This window comes from Ruegeria sp. AP11 (assembly GCF_056535865.1).
Genome location: NZ_JBQFJB010000001.1, coordinates 1,803,017 through 1,819,283, shown reverse-complemented (window position 1 = coordinate 1,819,283; position 16,267 = coordinate 1,803,017). Strand labels below are relative to the sequence as shown.

Here is a 16,267-nt window from a genome sequence, read left to right as displayed (position 1 = left end):
GTGTGCAGTCCGGTTACTTGAGATCGTCCTGCGCCTTGATCTCCGGCACACGGGCGAAGGCTTCGGCCATGTCGGCGCTGCTCATCAACTCGATCATCTGGTAATCCTCCAGCAACCCGTCACCGAGACGGCTGACATAGAAGGCCTGGATGAAGGTGGGGTCGTCCGGCAGGGCGACGGTGATGTAATTCTTCCCGTTCCCAAGCCCCCAATAGTAGCTCAAAAGCTCGCCGCCGAGCGCCTCGATCCCACCCTTCACCGAGGCCGCGCGGTCCCCGGGATTGGCGATCTGCATCTCCCAGGCGGCGCTGTTGGATGCGCCGATAAACAGGAAGGTGCGCATGTCTTTTGTGTCCTGCGCCGCTGCAACTGTCGCAGAGACGCAAAGGGCTGTCGAAAGAAGGATCCTGTTCATCTTGCCACCCGGAATTGCTTCGATGTTGTGGTCAGTACAGCATGGCTGCCCTGACCGTTCTTGTGGGTTCAATGCCCCGGAGCTCCGGGAATGGAGTGTTCCAGCTCGGCAGGGCGGAGCGGGAACTCGGAATGCTCATCCTCTGGCGTTTCGATGTCGGCGTGCCAGGTGAATTCCTTGTCCCCGAGGTCCAGATCGAACTCGCCCCCTTCGATGACCGGGTAACGGATCGGCTGCCCGGGCCGCAGGTCGATATTAGCGACACCGTCGTCGATAATGACCTGCCCGCTCACCAGAACGTAGGGGATTCCCTTGGTGAAGGAGCCGTTCATGCCCTTCTTCATCGATGATGTTTCGGTGATCGTGTCGGGGTCGAAGATCGTGATATCCGCGATCATGCCTTCCTGCATCCGGCCGCGTTCCTGCATCGCCTTCAGGCCCACCTTGGAAAAGTACTTCGCGGGAATGTAGGAGGCGTTGTTCACCATCTCCATCAGCGCGATGCCCTGTTCACGGGCCTCGCGGAACACGATGCCATAGGTGCCGGCATTGCGCGGGTGCCCCCCGTACTCCGTGAAATCGGCCTCGATCGGCAGCGGTTCGCCATCGACGGTGAAGCCGACGATGTCGTTGGCGATCGCAATATCCTTCATGTGGATCCAGCGCTCCAGGTCTGCTTCGGGGCGGACTGTGATGAAAATCGGCTTGCTCGGATCCTCCTTCTGCTGCCGGAAGAACTCCTCGTCGGACTCGTAGAGTTCGCCGGTGCTGGTATCGAAGATATCGCGGGTCGGAACGATATTGTTCGCCTCGATCTTGTCCGGCAGCAGTTGCGGTGTCGCGATGTTCGGATTGCCGGTGATGGCCGGGTAGTATTCCGCGAAGATGGTCATTCCGCGCATTTGCAGGCGGCGCGCAAGCTCGTAGATTTCTTCCCACCCCTGGTTCTGGATGTGGGAAAGGATCAGGGCCCCGTCGAGCGCAACGGCGTTTGCGATCACCTCGTTTGCGCCCAGGGAATAGTAGAGCGGCAGGCTCTCGGTCGGACCGAAACGGGTATGGGCGCCAAAGAAGCGGTCATACTTCTTCGCCATTTTCTGAAGCGCGAAAATCTCCTTCGGATAGGTGTTGTATCCCATGTATCCCACCGTCGTGTTGACGGTGATCGCCCCGGCGCGAAGACCCTTTTCATACATGGTCATGACTTCGACGAGCTGATCCGCAGTCGGAATATCCAGCGCCCAGCTGGCATGTCCGTCTTCTTCCTCGGCTGCACCGCGTGACTTGAGGATGTAGGTCGGATCGGATGCCAGCTCGACTGAAACCCCATCCATCACGACACGCCGGATCTCCTCGTGCCCCATCCCGGAACCGAAGTTGAGAAAGGAATTGCCCTCGTACTTGTCGTAGAACAGGTCGGCATCCGCCACGCCGCTCTCGGTATCGAGGATCGTCGTCGTGCCATCATGGGCCATCATCTTCTGATCGAAGCCGCCAAAGGAATGCGAATGGGTGTTGATGAATCCCGGCGCGACTACATGCCCGGAAACGTCGATCTCGCGCTTGCCCGTCAAGGCATCTTCGGTGATCGCGGTGATCCTGTCGCCGGTCACGCAGACATTGCGCACGGCATCAAGATTGGTTTCCGGGTCCATGACGCGGCCGTTGAGAAGCGCGACGTCGCACTCCTGAGCAACCGCCATCGAACTGCAGAGGGCCATGAGAGTGGCAAGAGTGAGGTGTTTCACGGTCAGTCCTTCCGGGATGATTGCGTCGGGCAAAAAAACGCGGGGCGGACGAGGGAGACCGCCCCGCGCTCTCCTCAGTCCAGCGTGTTCTTGTAGATCACGCCGTCCTTCATGATGACCTTCAGGTTGGGATCAGGATCGGCCAGAAGAAGGATGTCTTCGAGCGGGTTGCCATCGACCAGCAGGAGATCCGCGTAAGCGCCTTCCTCGACCACGCCGAGCGGGCCGTCTTGATACGGATTGTTCAAGCCCGTAAGCCGGTTCATGCGGGCGCCGTTCGATGTGGCCATGCGCAGAATGTCGAAGGGTTTGAACTTGGCCTCGTGCAGGTATTTGAACTCGTCGTTCATCTTCTTGTCCTGCTCAAGCGTCTGGTCCCAGTTGTTGATGAGATCGGTGCCCAGAGTGTAGAGGTCGATCATGCCCGGTGTCGTCTGGATCACCTCGATCATGTTGGCGGCGGCGTCACGGACACTCTTCCATTTGGCGAACGAGGCTGGCGTGTAGAAGGCTTCCGCCTGTTCGGTCGTCACCGAGTAGACCGGGGCTACCGCCGTCGCGAACATGATCTGCTTTTCGACCATGATCTCGGCGGCCTCCTTGGTCAGGAACGGGATGTGCTCAACGGTCTTTGCACCGTTGTCGATACAGTTGCGGATCGCCTGCTCGGTGAACACGTGGCAGGTGACGTAGGTGCCCCATTGCTCGGCGGTCTTGACCGCCATCTGGATCTCGTCCGCCTGGTACTGAAGCGAATGCAGCGGGTCGAACTCGGACGTGACCCCACCGCTGACCATGACCTTGATCTGGGTTGCCCCGCGCCGCAGGTTCTCGCGCACCGCCATGCGGATCTGCTCCGGGCCATCCGCGATGAAGCTCATGTCCGTGTCGACCCAATGCGATGGGCCTTGCCCCGACAGGGTTGGATGACGGTCGTTCAGCTTGCGGAAATCGGCATGGCCCGATGTCTGCGTGATGAAGGCCTCCGAGGAATAGATCCTCGGGCCGGGGAACATACCGGTATCGATGATCCGCGCGATGGACTTTGCCGGTCCGCCGAGGTCACGAACCGTCGTGAACCCGTTCATCAGGATGCGCTCGGACCGGATCGTTGCAACGCCACCAAGATGGAAGGGCGTGATGTTCTGGCGCAACCCGTCACTGAGCGGGTTGAACACCAGCAAATGCACGTGCTGGTCATGCATCCCCGGCATGAGCGTGCGCCCGCCGCCGTCAATCATGGTTGCGTTGGGCGCTTCGATCCCGTCCGTCGAAATTTCCTTGATCAGGTTGCCTTCGACCAGAACGCTGGCGTTTTCGATCCGCGCCTCGTTCACGCCGTCAAAAACATGGACATTGGTGAACAGGGTCTGCGGCAGCGCTTCGTCCTGCGCAGAGGACATGCCGGCAGCGAGCGACACCACGCCCGCCAGTAATGTGGACTTGAAAAGATGCTTCATAAGTTTGCCCTTCCGCAATGTTGACGGCGGGGCCAGCGCCCCGCCGAAAGTTCAGTTCAACGTGTTCTTGTAGAACTTGCCGTCCTTCATGATGACGCGAATGCTCGGCACGTCCTGCCCGCGTGGCTCGGCATCGAACCATGTATCGACAGCGCCGATGGCAGTGATGTCTTCGAGCGGGTTTCCGTCAACGATGAGGATATCGGCATAGGCACCTTCCTCGATCACGCCGAGCTTGCCTTCGGGATAGGGGTTTCCGCGCCCCGTCAGTGCGGCCAGTTCGCCGCCATTCGAGGTCATCATCTGCAAGGCCCAGAGGTTGCCGAACTCACGCGCCATGAAAGCCTTGGTGAAGTCCATCGACTGGCGGTACGGCACACCGGTCAGCAGCACGTAGTCGGAATCGAACACCATCTTCGGCTTGTACTTCCGCACCAGATCAAACAACTGCTCGCTGTTTTTCCGCAACCAGAGGAACTTCGCCGTCGGCGGGAAGGTCGGGTCCTGGTGCATCGGATGCTCAAGCGCCTCGGGCGCCAACGCGGTCAGGTTGGGCGAGAAGAACGCTTCCTTCTCTACCAGCTTCTGCATCGTCGGTTCCGTTATGGTCAGGCCGTGATCCACCACTTTGACCCCGAGATCGAGCGCGCGCGACAGGTCGCTATCCATGAAGACATGCATGGCGACATAGGAATCCATGTCCCCGGCCACCTCGACGGCAGCGGCGATTTCTTCGTCTGTAAAGGCGGACTGGTAGATCGGGTCCTTGATGGAGGTCACACCACCACTGACCATGATCTTGAGGTAGTTGGCCCCAAGCGCAAAGTTCCGCCGCGCGCCGTGGAGCACTTCGGCAGGGCCGTCGACAAGCCGCGTGATCTCCAGCCGTTCAAGATTGCTTTCGTTCTTGCGTTGCCCGGCGATCCCCCAGTCGCCATGACCACCGGTCTGGCTGAGGCAGGCGCCGGACGAGTATATCCGCGGGCCCGGAAGCGAACCCTCGTCGATTACCGCACGAAGTCCACCATGTGCACCGCACATGTCGCGCACGGTTGTGAAGCCCATCGCCAGCATTTCCTGCGCAAAGGCCGCAGAACGTGCGCCGATCTCCTCCCATGTCGTGTCCTGAAGGCCCGGGATCGTGCCATCCTTGTACATATTCACATGCACATGGCTGTCGATCAGTCCCGGCATCAAGGTGCGTCCGCCGCCGTCGATCACATTGACCTCGACCTCTTTGGTCTCGATACCGCGTTCGGTCTGGATGGTGAAAGAATAGCCGTCGATACCGCCAACAGGATCGGGCAGGCGCTTGCTTCCGCCCGTTCGAACTTCGACTTCCCACGTGCCGGATTCGGGAATGTCCTCTGCAATCTTGTGAATCTTGTTCTTGACGACGAGCACGTCGACATCTTTCAAGCCGTCATTCACCCCGTCGAAGACCATCACGTTCTTGAACAGCGTGACCTCCGAGGGAATGTTGGGGATATCCTGCGCAATGGCAGGCGTCGTGAGCGCAATTGCCATTGACATGGCCGGCAGCAACGCCTTCAGGTTGAGTGTTGTCATTCGGTGTCCTCCCAGGGGTCGGTCTTCCTGCGGACCGATCCTCCCACTATGCACATGTGCCCCGAGATTCTTTTGACCCGCTGATCCCGTGGTGCATTTTTCTGACCCGATCCGGTCAATTTCAGCCAATTTCTGCTTGGCCGTCAGGCGCCCGCGCCCGTAGCGTGTCGGAGAGCGAAAGGGTGATGTGGATGCCGCAAGGAGAACAAAAGGACGGTTTGTCCCTCGTACGTGCTACGGTCCTCGGCCCCGTCGTAGCGATGATGCGGCGGCTCGATGCGGATCCGGCCTTTGCGCTCGGGCTGCATGGATTGAGCGAGGAACAGGTCCTGAACCCGGCCGAGTTCATCCCGCATGACACGGTCTATGCGGCGCTGGCCTCCATCGCCGACATCACCCGGCCGGATATCTGCGCCTTGGCGGGACAACAGACAGACCTGTTGAAGTTCCTGCCGCGTGGGGCGCTCCTCGGCCAGTCGGTGACCCTTGGCGATTTCTTCACCCGGTTCACCCAGATCGTCTCGAAGGAAAGCAACGCGGTGTCCTTCCGGCTCCTGATCGAGGAGGAACACGCCTACTTCACCACCAGTCGCAATTTCGAACCCGAGGTGTCGCCGGGCCATTCGGACGCCTTTCTCGTCGGGATCTGGATCTCCCTGCTGCACCGTGTTCTCGATTTCCGATGGGATCCAACCCAGGTTGTTCTGCGCCTCTGCGATCCGACCCTGCTGCCGGAGCAGTTTCATGGCGTGCGGGGCATCAAGTGCAACAACAGGGGATTCTCCATCCGCTTTCCGGCGGCCTGGCTGTCGCTTCCAATCAACCCCGAACTCCTCGTGAACCACGACAATGATATCGAAGAACCGGTTCAGGTCGATGTGCCCCTGGACTACCTCGAAGGCTTCGAAATTCTCGTGCGATCAAGGCTGTCCGATCCGGCGCTGACGGTGAGCGAGGCCGCCCGGATGTGCAGCATCACCACCAAGGTGCTGAACAAGCGCTTGTCCTCCTACGGAACAACGGCGTCCAAGGTGATCAACCGGCTGCGGATGGAAAAGGCCTCCGAACTGCTCACCACATCTGATCATTCGATCAAGGAGATCGCCCAATTGGTCGGCTTGTCCGAAACATCGGCACTCACCCGAGCCTTCACGCGGAACTTCGGCATATCCCCGAAAGATTGGCGCAATAAGGAGGCACAAGAGGCCCAAATTGCCGGAGCGCCTGCAGATTAGCCTGACCCCGCTGCGACTTCTCGACTACCGCAATCTCTTGGAACCTCGGTCGCCAATGGTAATGCCGAAGAGATGCATGAACCGGCGAGCCCTTCGCGGGGAGCAATCGATGGGAAAGGAGACCTCCATGCTATCCGCAGCGAACTCCCGCTTGCCGCCCGATCTTCTAGTTGAGGATGTCCGCAGTGGGCTGGAAGCGGCCATCCGAAAACCTTCCCCGGCAATACGGCGATGGCGCGAAACAAGCAAAGAATGAGACCCGAAGATATGGAGCCTCGAACCAAGAAAGTTGAAGGTTAATGCGCCCAAAGTTTTGGGCCAAAAATGCAATTCTTTGGGCGAAATGCAAAGCTATGGGCGCACCTACAATCTCCTAAAAATCCAAATTCTCGACGCTCAATGCGTTTTGCTGAATGAACTCCCGTCGCGGTTCAACAACGTCGCCCATCAGCTTGGTGAACAGATCGTCGGCCTCGACCATGTCGTCCACCCGCACCTGCAGCAGGGTGCGCGCATCGGGGTCCAGCGTGGTTTCCCACAGCTGATCGGGATTCATCTCGCCCAGACCCTTGTAGCGCTGCAGCGACAGACCCTTTTCACCCTCGTCCAGAATGGCGCGCAGCAGGTCCAGCGGGCCGTGGATAACCTGAGATCGGTCGCGACGGATCAGTGTTGCGGGGGTGTTGTAGACCTCTTGCAGGCTTTGGGTGAAACTGCCGGTCTTGCGCGCTTCGCCCGAGCGCAGCATGGGGCCATCCAGCGTGCGCACCTCTTCGACGCCGCGCAGGATGCGGGCGAGACGGATGCCGTGATCCTGAGTGATCCGACCCTGCCAGCCGCGTTCGTATTCCAGCGCGATCAGGTCGAGACGGGTGGCGACCTTGTCGGCCACGCCTTGCAGGTCGGCATCGACCGCGCCGGGCACGAAAGCCCCGGCAACGGCGGCCTGTTCCAGAATGTGGCGTGGGTAATGCGTCGGGAAGGCGTCCAGCACGCGCTTTAGCTGACGCGCTTCGTCGACCACGCGGGTCAGGTCCTGCCCGATGATTTCCTCGCCCGAGCCCAGTTTCAGCACCGCGCCCTCGACGCCTTGGTTGATCAGATAATCATCCAGCGCGGCCTGATCCTTCAGGTAAACCTCTGATTTGCCACGGGAAACTTTATACAGCGGCGGTTGGGCGATATAGAGATAGCCGCCCTCGATCAGTTCCGGCATCTGCCGGTAGAAGAAGGTCAGCAGCAGGGTGCGAATGTGTGCGCCATCCACATCGGCGTCAGTCATGATGACGATCTTGTGGTAACGCAGTTTTTCGATGTTGAACTCATCGCGGCCAATGCCGGTGCCCAGCGCCATCACCAGATTGCCGATTTCCTGAGACGACAGCATCCGGTCGAACCGCGCCCGTTCCACGTTCAGAATCTTCCCGCGCAGGGGCAGAACCGCCTGAGTCAGTCGGTCGCGGCCGGTCTGGGCGGAACCACCGGCCGAGTCCCCCTCGACCAGAAAGACTTCGGTCTTGGATGGGTCCTTCTCGGAACAATCCTTCAGCTTGCCGGCCAGATAGTTCACATCCATAGCCGTCTTGCGGCGGGTCAGTTCACGGGCCTTGCGGGCAGCCTCACGAGCCAGCGCGGCCTCGATGATCTTGCCGACAATTGCCTTGGCCTCGTTCGGGTTTTCCTCGAACCACTCGGCCAGTTTTTCATTCATCAGCCCTTCAACCGCCGGGCGGACTTCGGAACTGACCAGCTTGTCTTTGGTCTGGGACGAGAATTTAGGATCTGGCACTTTGACGGACAACACGCAGGTCAGACCTTCCCGCGCGTCGTCGCCGGTAAAGCTGACTTTTTCTTTTTTCGCGATCCCGCTTGATTGGGCGTAGTTATTAATCGTCCGGGTCAACGCACCCCTAAAACCCGCCACATGTGTACCGCCATCGCGCTGGGGGATGTTGTTGGTGAAGGGCAGCACCGTCTCGTGATAGCTGTCATTCCACCACATGGCGATTTCGACGCCGATATCGTCACGCTCGCCCTTGATGTAGATCGGTTCGGGCATGGCCGGGGTTTTCGACCGGTCGAGGTATTTGACGAATTCCTTGACGCCTCCTTCATAGAACAGCTCGGTCTCAAGCCGTTCCGCCGGGCGTTCGTCGATCAGGATGATGCGGACGCCCGAATTCAGGAAGGCCAGTTCGCGCAGGCGCTTTTCCAGCGTCTCGAACGAGTATTCGAGGTTCGAAAACGTATCGGTCGAGGCCAGAAACCGCACCTCGGTCCCGGTCCGGTCGCCGCATTCCCCGACAACTTTCAGATGCTCTGCCGTTTCTCCACCCTCAAAGCGTGCGACATGTTCCTTACCCGCGCGCCAGATGCGCAGCTCCAGCCAATTCGACAGGGCGTTCACCACCGAAACGCCCACACCGTGCAGACCGCCCGACACTTTGTACGAGTTGCTGTCGAACTTCCCGCCCGCATGCAGCTGGGTCATGATGACCTCGGCCGCCGAAACGCCCTCTTCGGGGTGGATATCGACCGGAATTCCACGCCCGTTGTCACTGACCGAAACGCTGGAATCGGCGTGGATTTTCACTGTCACATGGTCGGCGTGACCGGCCAGCGCCTCGTCAATTCCGTTGTCGACAACTTCATACACCATATGGTGCAGGCCCGAGCCATCGTCGGTGTCCCCGATATACATGCCGGGGCGTTTGCGGACCGCCTCCAACCCTTTGAGAACTTTGATGGAATCTGCGCCGTATTCTTGTGGGGCCTGTGCGTCTTCGGACATTCAGTCAGTACCTATATTATTTTGGTAATTTATACGTTTTCTGGTGGGGAATGTCACGTGGTACCCCAATATTTTGTGGTTGTTTCGGAGGAAAATCCGCGCGTCACAAACGGTCGATATCCGCCGCGATATCCGCCGCAATCGCCTGCGCATCCACATCGCTGCGTTCCGCCGACAAGCGCAGGCCCAGCAGGTCGGACTGATACCGCGCTGCAAGGCGCTCAGGGTCGTGATCCGCACCAATTTCGCCTGCCTTCTGCGCCCGGCGGAACAGGTCGGCAAAACACGCTTTCATCTGCCCCAGAGAGGCGCTGGCCTTTGCCGCCAGCGCATGGTCTTTGGCCTGAAGTTCGGCATAGGTCTTGGCCAGCATGCAGGCCCGCGTTGGCGAGGTTGTATCCTCGATCACCCGGCGCGGCTGGGCCTGCAGCGCGGCCTTTGGCCCCAACTCATCCGCCAGCGCCGTCAAGCGCGCCACCCCATCCAGCACATAGCGTTCCAGCGCCAGCGCGTAGAGCGCATCTTTCGATCCAAACGCCGCATAGAAGCTGCCGGGCCTCAGCTTCAACTCTCTTTCCAGATCTTTCAGCGACGTCCCGGCCCAGCCATGACGCCAGAACAGATCTCGGGCCTGCGCGATCAGCACGTCTCGGTCATAGGAAGGTTTGCGGGGCATTGCTGGCACCAATTCTTGAACGCTCGCTCAAATATATACTTGAGTGATCACTCAAGAAACCCTAGATACGACCTGTTACCCAAAAAATCAGGAGTTCCGACATGGCCAACTTCCCTTCGCACGATCTGACCACTGCACCTGAAGGTTCAAAACCGCTGCTGGAAAAGTCGCAGGCTGCCTTTGGCCGCCTGCCCGGCCTGCACAAGGTGATGGCCGAAAGCCCCCAGCATCTGGAAGGCTATCAGGTTCTGCACCACCTGTTCCTGCAGACTGATTTCGACAATGACGAAAAAACCGTTGTCTGGCAGACCATCAACGTGAAAAACGAATGCCACTATTGCGTGCCCGCCCATACCGGCATTGCCAAGATGATGAAGGTCTCGGACGACATCACCGAAGCGCTGCGCAACGAAACCCCGCTGCCGTCGGCAAAGCTTGAAGCATTGCGGACCTTCACCCTGCAGATGATTGAAACCCGCGGCAACGTCACCGACGAACAGATGCAGGCCTTTTTCGATGCCGGCTATTCGCACCGCGCGGTGCTGGATGTGGTCTTGGGCCTAGCGCAGAAAACCATGTCGAACTACGTCAACCACATGGCCAAAACCCCGGTTGATGAGGTGATGCGCGGCTTCCTGTGGGAACGCAAAGTCGGCGAACCCGCCTAAGCGGCCACGACCGAGCCCGCGTCGCCTTCGGTGACAACCAGCGTCTGGGCCCGGTCACCCAGTTCCGCAAACAGCTCAGGCCCGGTGCCCGTCATCCAGGCCTGAGCGCCCAGCGCGCAGATCTCGTCAAACAACGCCGCGCGCCGCCCGGCATCCAGATGCGCGGCGACCTCATCCAGCAACACGATCGGAGGTGCCCCCACCATCCCGGCCAGCGCCCGCGCGTTGGACAGGATCAGCGAAACCAGCAGCGCCTTCTGCTCGCCGGTCGAACAATCCTTGGCAGGCACGCCCTTTGCGGCAAACACACCATACAAATCCGACCGATGCGGCCCGACCAAAGTGCGCCCCGCCGCCAGATCGCGAAACCGGCTTTCGTTCAGCGCCTCGCGCAAATCCTCCGGCGTCGCTGGCATCGCGCCTTCGGTCAGTATCAGTTCCAACTCCGCCGATGGAAACGCGGTCTCGGCCTGTTCCTGCGCCGCTCGCAGATGATCCAGTGCGGCCAACCGCGCCGCGTGTATCCGGTGCCCTGTCTCGGCCATCTGCCCTTCCAGGGCGGCATACCAATGGGCATCCCGAATCTGTTCTTTCAGCAGCCGATTGCGTTCGCGCATGGCCTTTTCATAGGTCAGAGAGGCCTCGGCGTGCGAGGGATCGAAACTCAGCGCAATCCGGTCCAGAAACCGCCGCCGCCCTTCCGCGCCTTCGATCCACAGCCGGTCCATCGATGGCATCAGCCAAACCACCCGCGCCAGCTTGCCCAGATCAATCTGGCTGGCGGCCTTGTCGTCAATGCGCACCTGACGCGCTGCGCCACCTTCGGACCAGGTCTCGATCTCGTATTGCTGCCCCTGCGCCTGCAACAGCCCGGACAGCTTCCATCCCAGCGCCTCGGGGCGTCGCGTCATCTCGGCCGCACTTGCCCGCCGCATCCCGCGCCCCGGCGAAAACAAAGACACCGCTTCCAGAATATTGGTCTTACCCGCCCCGTTCGGCCCATGAATCGCCACCGGCCGCCCATCTAAAGATAACCGCGCCAGCTTGTGAGACCGAAAATGCGAGACCGTAAGCTCGGTCAGGGCCAATCCCATGACCCCTCCCTTCATCTTTTCAAAAATACTCCCGCCGGAGGCATCGCGCGCCAGCGCGATCAGACGCGCATCGGCATGACAACGTAAACCGCGCTCTGGTCATTGCCCTCACGCATCAGCGTCGGATCACCGGCCGAGTTGAACATGAACACCGCGTTCTCACGATCTACCTGAGATGCAATCTCCAGCAGATATTTGGCGTTGAACCCGATCTCCAGCCGCTCATCGCCATAGGCTACGGCCAGCTCTTCCTCAGCCGCGCCGCTGTCCGGAGCATTCACCGACAGCACCAGCTTGTCGCCATCCAGTTGCAGCTTCACCGCGCGCGAGCGTTCCGAAGAAACCGTCGCCACCCGATCCACGGCTTGCGCAAACTCAGCGGCGTCCACTTCCAGCTTGCGGGTGTTGCCCTGCGGAATGACACGGGTGTAGTCGGGGAAGGTGCCGTCGATCACTTTCGAGGTCAGGGTGATATCGGGCGTGGCAAAGCGCACCTTGGTTTCGCTGACCGATACGGCGATGTCCATCTCGTCATCGTCCAGCAGCTTGCGCAGCTCGCCTACGGTCTTGCGCGGCACGATGACGCCGGGCATATCCGCCGCACCCTCGGGGCAATCGGCGTCGATGCGGGCCAGACGGTGACCATCGGTGGCCACGCAGCGCAGCACCTTGCCGCCTTCGGGGCCATCGGTGACATGCATATAGACACCGTTCAGATAGTACCGCGTCTCTTCCGTCGAGATGGCGAATTTCGATTTGTCGAACAGCCGCCGCAACAGCGCTGCCGAGGCGGTGAAGTTGGACGCATATTCCGAGGACGCCATGACCGGGAAATCCTCTTTTGGCAACGTCGCCAGAGAGAAATTCGACCGCCCTGCCTCAACCGTCAGACGCCCTGCGGCGCTGTCTGCGGTCAGGGTCACCAGCGCGCCGTCGGGCAGTTTGCGCACGATCTCATGCAGCGTGGTGGCGGCCACCGTGGTTGCGCCCGCCTTTTCGACCTGCGCGGGGGCCTTGTCGACCACTTCGATATCCAGATCGGTGGCGCGGAACTGTACCTGATCGCCTTCGGCCTCGATCAGCACATTGGCCAGGATCGGGATGGTATTGCGACGCTCCACCACGGATTGGGCCTGCGAAACGGCCTTGAGAAGGGTGCCGCGTTCGATGCTGATCTTCATACCCTCAATTCCTCTGACTTGCGTGCAACATGGGCGGGACTGGCACGTTAGCGTCTCAGCCCTGAGGCACAAGGATTTTTTATGGATTTCTGGGTCGGATTACCCACAGCGTCAAGGGGCGCGTGCCCGCAAGACGTCAGTTCGGGGCCAACCGTGGATTATGGCGCACAAGAAAACGCCCCGGGCGTGAGTATCCGGGGCGTTTTCTGGAAAGTGGCGCGGATCAGGCTTCGAGCGACCGGCGCAGCATCTCGACATCTTCGGCGATCTGGCCATCGGTTGTCTTCAGCTCTTCGATGCGCTTGACGCCATGCATGACCGTGGTGTGATCGCGCCCGCCAAAGCGGCGGCCGATTTCCGGCAGCGAGCGGCTGGTCAGTTGCTTGCACAGGTACATCGCCACCTGACGCGGGCGGGCATAGGACCGCAGGCGTTTGGGGCCGATGATGTCGGACATGCGGATGTTGTAATATTCGGACACCTTGCGCTGGATCTCTTCGACGGTGATCTTGCGCTCGGACGCGCGCAGCACGTCGGCCAGACAATCCTGCGTCAGCTCCATGTCGATTTCGCGCCCAACCAGCGAAGCGAAGGCAAACAGACGGGTCAGCGCCCCCTCAAGCACCCGCACATTGGTCGAGATACGATGGGCAAGGAATTCCAGCACCCCGTCCGAGATGGTCAGATCGGGATAGGTGGTGCTGTATTGCTGCACCTTGTTCTGCAGAATGCCCAGACGCAATTCGTAATCGGTGGGATGCAGGTCGACGACCAGCCCGCATTGCAGGCGCGATTTCACGCGATCCTCAAGGTCCTTGATCTCACCCGGCGCACGGTCGGCCGAGATGATGATCTGCTTGTTCTGATCCACCAGCGCGTTGAACGTGTGAAAGAACTCTTCCTGCGTCGAATCCTTGCCTGCGATGAACTGCACGTCATCGACCATCAGCACATCGACAGAACGGAACAGATGTTTGAAATCCATCATCCGGCGTTCGCGCAGGGCCTGGACAAAGCGGTACATGAACTGTTCGGCAGACAGGTAGAGCACGTTCAGTTCGGGGTGTTTGGTCTTCAGCTCCCACGCAATGGCGTGCATCAGGTGGGTCTTACCCAGCCCAACGCCGCCATACAGAACCAGCGGGTTGAAGGTGACGGGGCCACCTTCGGAGACGCGGCGCGCGGCGGCATGGGCCAGTTCGTTGGGTTTGCCGACAACGAAACTGTCAAAGGTAAAGCGCGCATCCAGCGGCGCGGCCTGCAGCGCCTCAAGCGCATCATTTGACGTATCGACCATCGCGGGGCGCGGGGCGGTCTCGGGCTGAGGGGCTTCGGTCTGCGCTGGGCGCGCCGGAGAATTGGCCGCAGTGCGGAAGGCCAGACGTTGCACAGACTCGCCCGCGGTGTTCAGCTCATACAGAATGAGGTCGGCGAAATTCTGGCTGACGTAATTGCCCATGAAATTGGTCGGTGCCGAAAAAACCGCCACACCGTCCTGCAGCTCTTCAAACTTCAGAGGCTCGATCCAGGTGGTGAAGTTGTTCTTACCAACAACCTTCATCAACTTGTTTCGCAGCTGTCCCCACTTCTCTTGTGTCATTCGGCGCCTCACGCATCCCATCTTTATTGGCCTTCCGGCCTTATTGATATGTCCCGGTCTTCCGGTCTTATGGCGCTCACACACACGGGTACCCTGCACCAAACCGCATGGTTTGGCGGGTAAAGTTGAACATCAGCGTAAACCAATACGCATCATCCCCAAAAAGGGAGCACACCCTGTGCCCGGGATGTGCATGACATTCCAATTTTTCGACAGGGCTAGGATAGCCGGGAAACCCGATATCCAGAGCAGATCGTCCACCCGACCGCAGCCGGTTTTCGAACATTCGTCCCCTGATCCCACCGATGCCCGTCGGTCAGATCAATGGAACAGCCTGTCCCCCCAAGCGAGTGAATCGCTGATACAGTGGTAACAACAGGCGATGGGGGCGGGCAACGAAACTCTGATATTGACTCGCGGTTCACACCGAAAGAATCTCTCGGTTTCGTGAAGGCGCGGCTTTCCGGCAACAATGAAAAAGGCGCCGCAATGAGCGGCGCCTTTTTTACAGATCAACGCTTGACGCGTTTTCCCACAGAATCAGCCCAGCGCTTTGACGCGTGCCGACAGGCGCGACATCTTGCGCGATGCGGTGTTCTTGTGGAAGACGCCTTTGGTGACGCCGCGCATCAGCTCGGGCTGAGCGGCGCGCAGGGCTGCGGTGGCCGCGTCCTTGTCACCGGATGCGATCGCTTCTTCAACTTTGCGCAGATAGGTGCGGATGCGCGAACGGCGTGCTTTGTTTACGGCGAAACGCTTTTCGTTCTGACGGGCGCGCTTTTTTGCCTGGGGCGAATTTGCCATGTGTCTCTGACCTTCGTGTTCGGTACGGTTATCTTGGGTTGCGCGCCACGGAATTGTCCGCACCGGATCAGAAATCACGAGTGTGAGTCGGGCCAGGCGGGCCGCACGCGCATGTATAGCGGCGCTTACTATCCAAGTTGTCGGGGTTTGCCAAGCCGATTCTTCCGTCCCGCATGGCAGGTATGAAAAAGGCGGGCCACGCCCGCCTGATCCCGAAACCGCAATGAGATTTACTTATCGCGGAACTGGGCCGCGCGTTTTTCAAGGAAGGCGGCCATGCCCTCTTTCTGATCTTCTGTTGCAAACATCGAATGGAACACCCGGCGCTCAAACAGCATGCCTTCGCTCAGCGGCATCTCATAGCTGCGATTGACCGCTTCTTTGGCCGCCAGCGCGGTGATCTGAGATTTCTCGGCGATCTTCTGCGCCGCCCCGGTGGCCTCTTCGATCAGTTTCTTGGCCGGAACCACACGACTGACCAGCCCGGCCCGCTCGGCCTCTTCCGCGTCCATGAAGCGGCCCGTCAGGTTCATGTCCATCGACTTGGACTTGCCGACAAAGCGCGTCAGACGCTGGCTGCCACCAAGGCCTGCGATAACACCCAGATTGATCTCGGGCTGGCCGAATTTGGCTGTATCCGCCGCGATGATGAAATCGCACAGCATCGCCAGTTCACACCCGCCGCCCAGCGCGTAACCGGCAACGGCGGCGATAATCGGTTTGCGGATGGCCGAGACACGATCATTGGCGTCGGCAAACAGGTTGACGTTGAATACATCAACGAAGCTCATCTCGGACATCTCCTTGATGTCCGCTCCGGCGGCGAAGGCTTTCTCCGATCCGGTGATGACGATGCAGCGCACCTTGTCATTGCCATCCGCGTCTTCCAGCGCCTCGCACAGCTCGCTCAGCAGCTGGGTGTTCAGCGCGTTCATCGCGTCAGGGCGGTTGAGCTTGATAAGGGCGACGTGGTCTTCGATTTCGACGATGATCGTCTCAAAAGCCATGAGGTCTGAGCTTTCGGTT

The 16,267-nt window shown here is 59.8% G+C and carries 13 protein-coding genes; 2 read left to right on the top strand and 11 right to left on the bottom strand.

What is annotated here, in order from left to right:
* Positions 1-13 precede the first annotated feature (13 nt).
* The 4 genes from ACR3E4_RS09305 to ACR3E4_RS09290 form a co-directional block, all read right to left on the bottom strand.
* On the bottom strand, positions 14-415 hold the full coding sequence (locus ACR3E4_RS09305) for a hypothetical protein (protein WP_480535295.1): 402 nt from the start codon (positions 413-415) through the stop codon (positions 14-16).
* 68 nt (positions 416-483) lie between these two features.
* Positions 484-2,163, bottom strand: a complete 1,680-nt coding sequence (locus ACR3E4_RS09300) for an amidohydrolase family protein (RefSeq protein WP_480535296.1) — start codon at positions 2,161-2,163, stop codon at positions 484-486.
* A gap of 74 nt (positions 2,164-2,237) precedes the next feature.
* The gene (locus ACR3E4_RS09295; RefSeq protein ID WP_170342821.1) at positions 2,238-3,623 is read right to left on the bottom strand and encodes a metal-dependent hydrolase family protein; all 1,386 of its coding nucleotides are present in this window, start codon (positions 3,621-3,623) and stop codon (positions 2,238-2,240) included.
* Between the two features lie 51 nt (positions 3,624-3,674).
* On the bottom strand, positions 3,675-5,192 hold the full coding sequence (locus ACR3E4_RS09290; RefSeq protein ID WP_170343540.1) for a metal-dependent hydrolase family protein: 1,518 nt from the start codon (positions 5,190-5,192) through the stop codon (positions 3,675-3,677).
* Positions 5,193-5,383: 191 nt separating this feature from the next.
* On the opposite strand from ACR3E4_RS09290, the gene ACR3E4_RS09285 reads away from it, so the two are divergent.
* Positions 5,384-6,427, top strand: coding sequence for a helix-turn-helix domain-containing protein (locus ACR3E4_RS09285; protein WP_170357385.1), 1,044 nt, complete (start codon positions 5,384-5,386; stop codon positions 6,425-6,427).
* Positions 6,428-6,800: 373 nt separating this feature from the next.
* Here ACR3E4_RS09285 and gyrB read toward each other — a convergent pair whose 3' ends face one another.
* The gene (gene gyrB, locus ACR3E4_RS09280) at positions 6,801-9,218 is read right to left on the bottom strand and encodes a DNA topoisomerase (ATP-hydrolyzing) subunit B (protein WP_480535297.1); all 2,418 of its coding nucleotides are present in this window, start codon (positions 9,216-9,218) and stop codon (positions 6,801-6,803) included.
* Positions 9,219-9,321: 103 nt separating this feature from the next.
* Positions 9,322-9,894: a TetR/AcrR family transcriptional regulator gene (locus tag ACR3E4_RS09275; RefSeq protein ID WP_480535298.1), complete on the bottom strand. Its 573-nt coding sequence runs from the start codon at positions 9,892-9,894 to the stop codon at positions 9,322-9,324.
* Between the two features lie 101 nt (positions 9,895-9,995).
* Between ACR3E4_RS09275 and ACR3E4_RS09270 the strand changes: the two genes are divergently transcribed.
* Positions 9,996-10,562 (top strand): carboxymuconolactone decarboxylase family protein, encoded by a 567-nt coding sequence (locus tag ACR3E4_RS09270; protein ID WP_480535299.1) that lies wholly within the window; start codon positions 9,996-9,998, stop codon positions 10,560-10,562.
* Here ACR3E4_RS09270 and recF read toward each other — a convergent pair.
* From recF to ACR3E4_RS09245, 5 genes are all read right to left on the bottom strand, one after another.
* Positions 10,559-11,656 carry a DNA replication/repair protein RecF gene (recF, locus tag ACR3E4_RS09265; RefSeq protein WP_480535300.1) on the bottom strand — a complete coding sequence of 366 codons (1,098 nt, stop codon included), beginning with the start codon at positions 11,654-11,656 and terminating at the stop codon, positions 10,559-10,561. The genes ACR3E4_RS09270 and recF overlap by 4 nt on opposite strands.
* Positions 11,657-11,715: 59 nt before the next feature.
* The gene (gene dnaN / locus ACR3E4_RS09260; RefSeq protein WP_480535301.1) at positions 11,716-12,837 is read right to left on the bottom strand and encodes a DNA polymerase III subunit beta; all 1,122 of its coding nucleotides are present in this window, start codon (positions 12,835-12,837) and stop codon (positions 11,716-11,718) included.
* Between the two features lie 223 nt (positions 12,838-13,060).
* The gene (gene dnaA / locus ACR3E4_RS09255; RefSeq protein WP_480535302.1) at positions 13,061-14,437 is read right to left on the bottom strand and encodes a chromosomal replication initiator protein DnaA; all 1,377 of its coding nucleotides are present in this window, start codon (positions 14,435-14,437) and stop codon (positions 13,061-13,063) included.
* Positions 14,438-14,977: 540 nt separating this feature from the next.
* The gene (gene rpsT, locus ACR3E4_RS09250; RefSeq protein ID WP_142638226.1) at positions 14,978-15,241 is read right to left on the bottom strand and encodes a 30S ribosomal protein S20; all 264 of its coding nucleotides are present in this window, start codon (positions 15,239-15,241) and stop codon (positions 14,978-14,980) included.
* A 230-nt stretch (positions 15,242-15,471) separates the two neighbouring features.
* On the bottom strand, positions 15,472-16,248 hold the full coding sequence (locus tag ACR3E4_RS09245; protein WP_480535303.1) for an enoyl-CoA hydratase: 777 nt from the start codon (positions 16,246-16,248) through the stop codon (positions 15,472-15,474).
* Between the last annotated feature and the right edge of the window lie 19 nt (positions 16,249-16,267).

Coding starts and splice junctions, on each gene's coding strand:
- ACR3E4_RS09305 (WP_480535295.1), bottom strand. CDS start 415: ATGAACAGGATCCTTCTTTCGACAGCCCTTTGCGTCTCTGCGACAGTT.
- recF (WP_480535300.1), bottom strand. CDS start 11,656: ATGGGATTGGCCCTGACCGAGCTTACGGTCTCGCATTTTCGGTCTCAC.
- ACR3E4_RS09295 (WP_170342821.1), bottom strand. CDS start 3,623: ATGAAGCATCTTTTCAAGTCCACATTACTGGCGGGCGTGGTGTCGCTC.
- rpsT (WP_142638226.1), bottom strand. CDS start 15,241: ATGGCAAATTCGCCCCAGGCAAAAAAGCGCGCCCGTCAGAACGAAAAG.
- ACR3E4_RS09245 (WP_480535303.1), bottom strand. CDS start 16,248: ATGGCTTTTGAGACGATCATCGTCGAAATCGAAGACCACGTCGCCCTT.
- ACR3E4_RS09270 (WP_480535299.1), top strand. CDS start 9,996: ATGGCCAACTTCCCTTCGCACGATCTGACCACTGCACCTGAAGGTTCA.
- gyrB (WP_480535297.1), bottom strand. CDS start 9,218: ATGTCCGAAGACGCACAGGCCCCACAAGAATACGGCGCAGATTCCATC.
- dnaN (WP_480535301.1), bottom strand. CDS start 12,837: ATGAAGATCAGCATCGAACGCGGCACCCTTCTCAAGGCCGTTTCGCAG.
- dnaA (WP_480535302.1), bottom strand. CDS start 14,437: ATGACACAAGAGAAGTGGGGACAGCTGCGAAACAAGTTGATGAAGGTT.
- ACR3E4_RS09290 (WP_170343540.1), bottom strand. CDS start 5,192: ATGACAACACTCAACCTGAAGGCGTTGCTGCCGGCCATGTCAATGGCA.
- ACR3E4_RS09285 (WP_170357385.1), top strand. CDS start 5,384: ATGCCGCAAGGAGAACAAAAGGACGGTTTGTCCCTCGTACGTGCTACG.
- ACR3E4_RS09275 (WP_480535298.1), bottom strand. CDS start 9,894: ATGCCCCGCAAACCTTCCTATGACCGAGACGTGCTGATCGCGCAGGCC.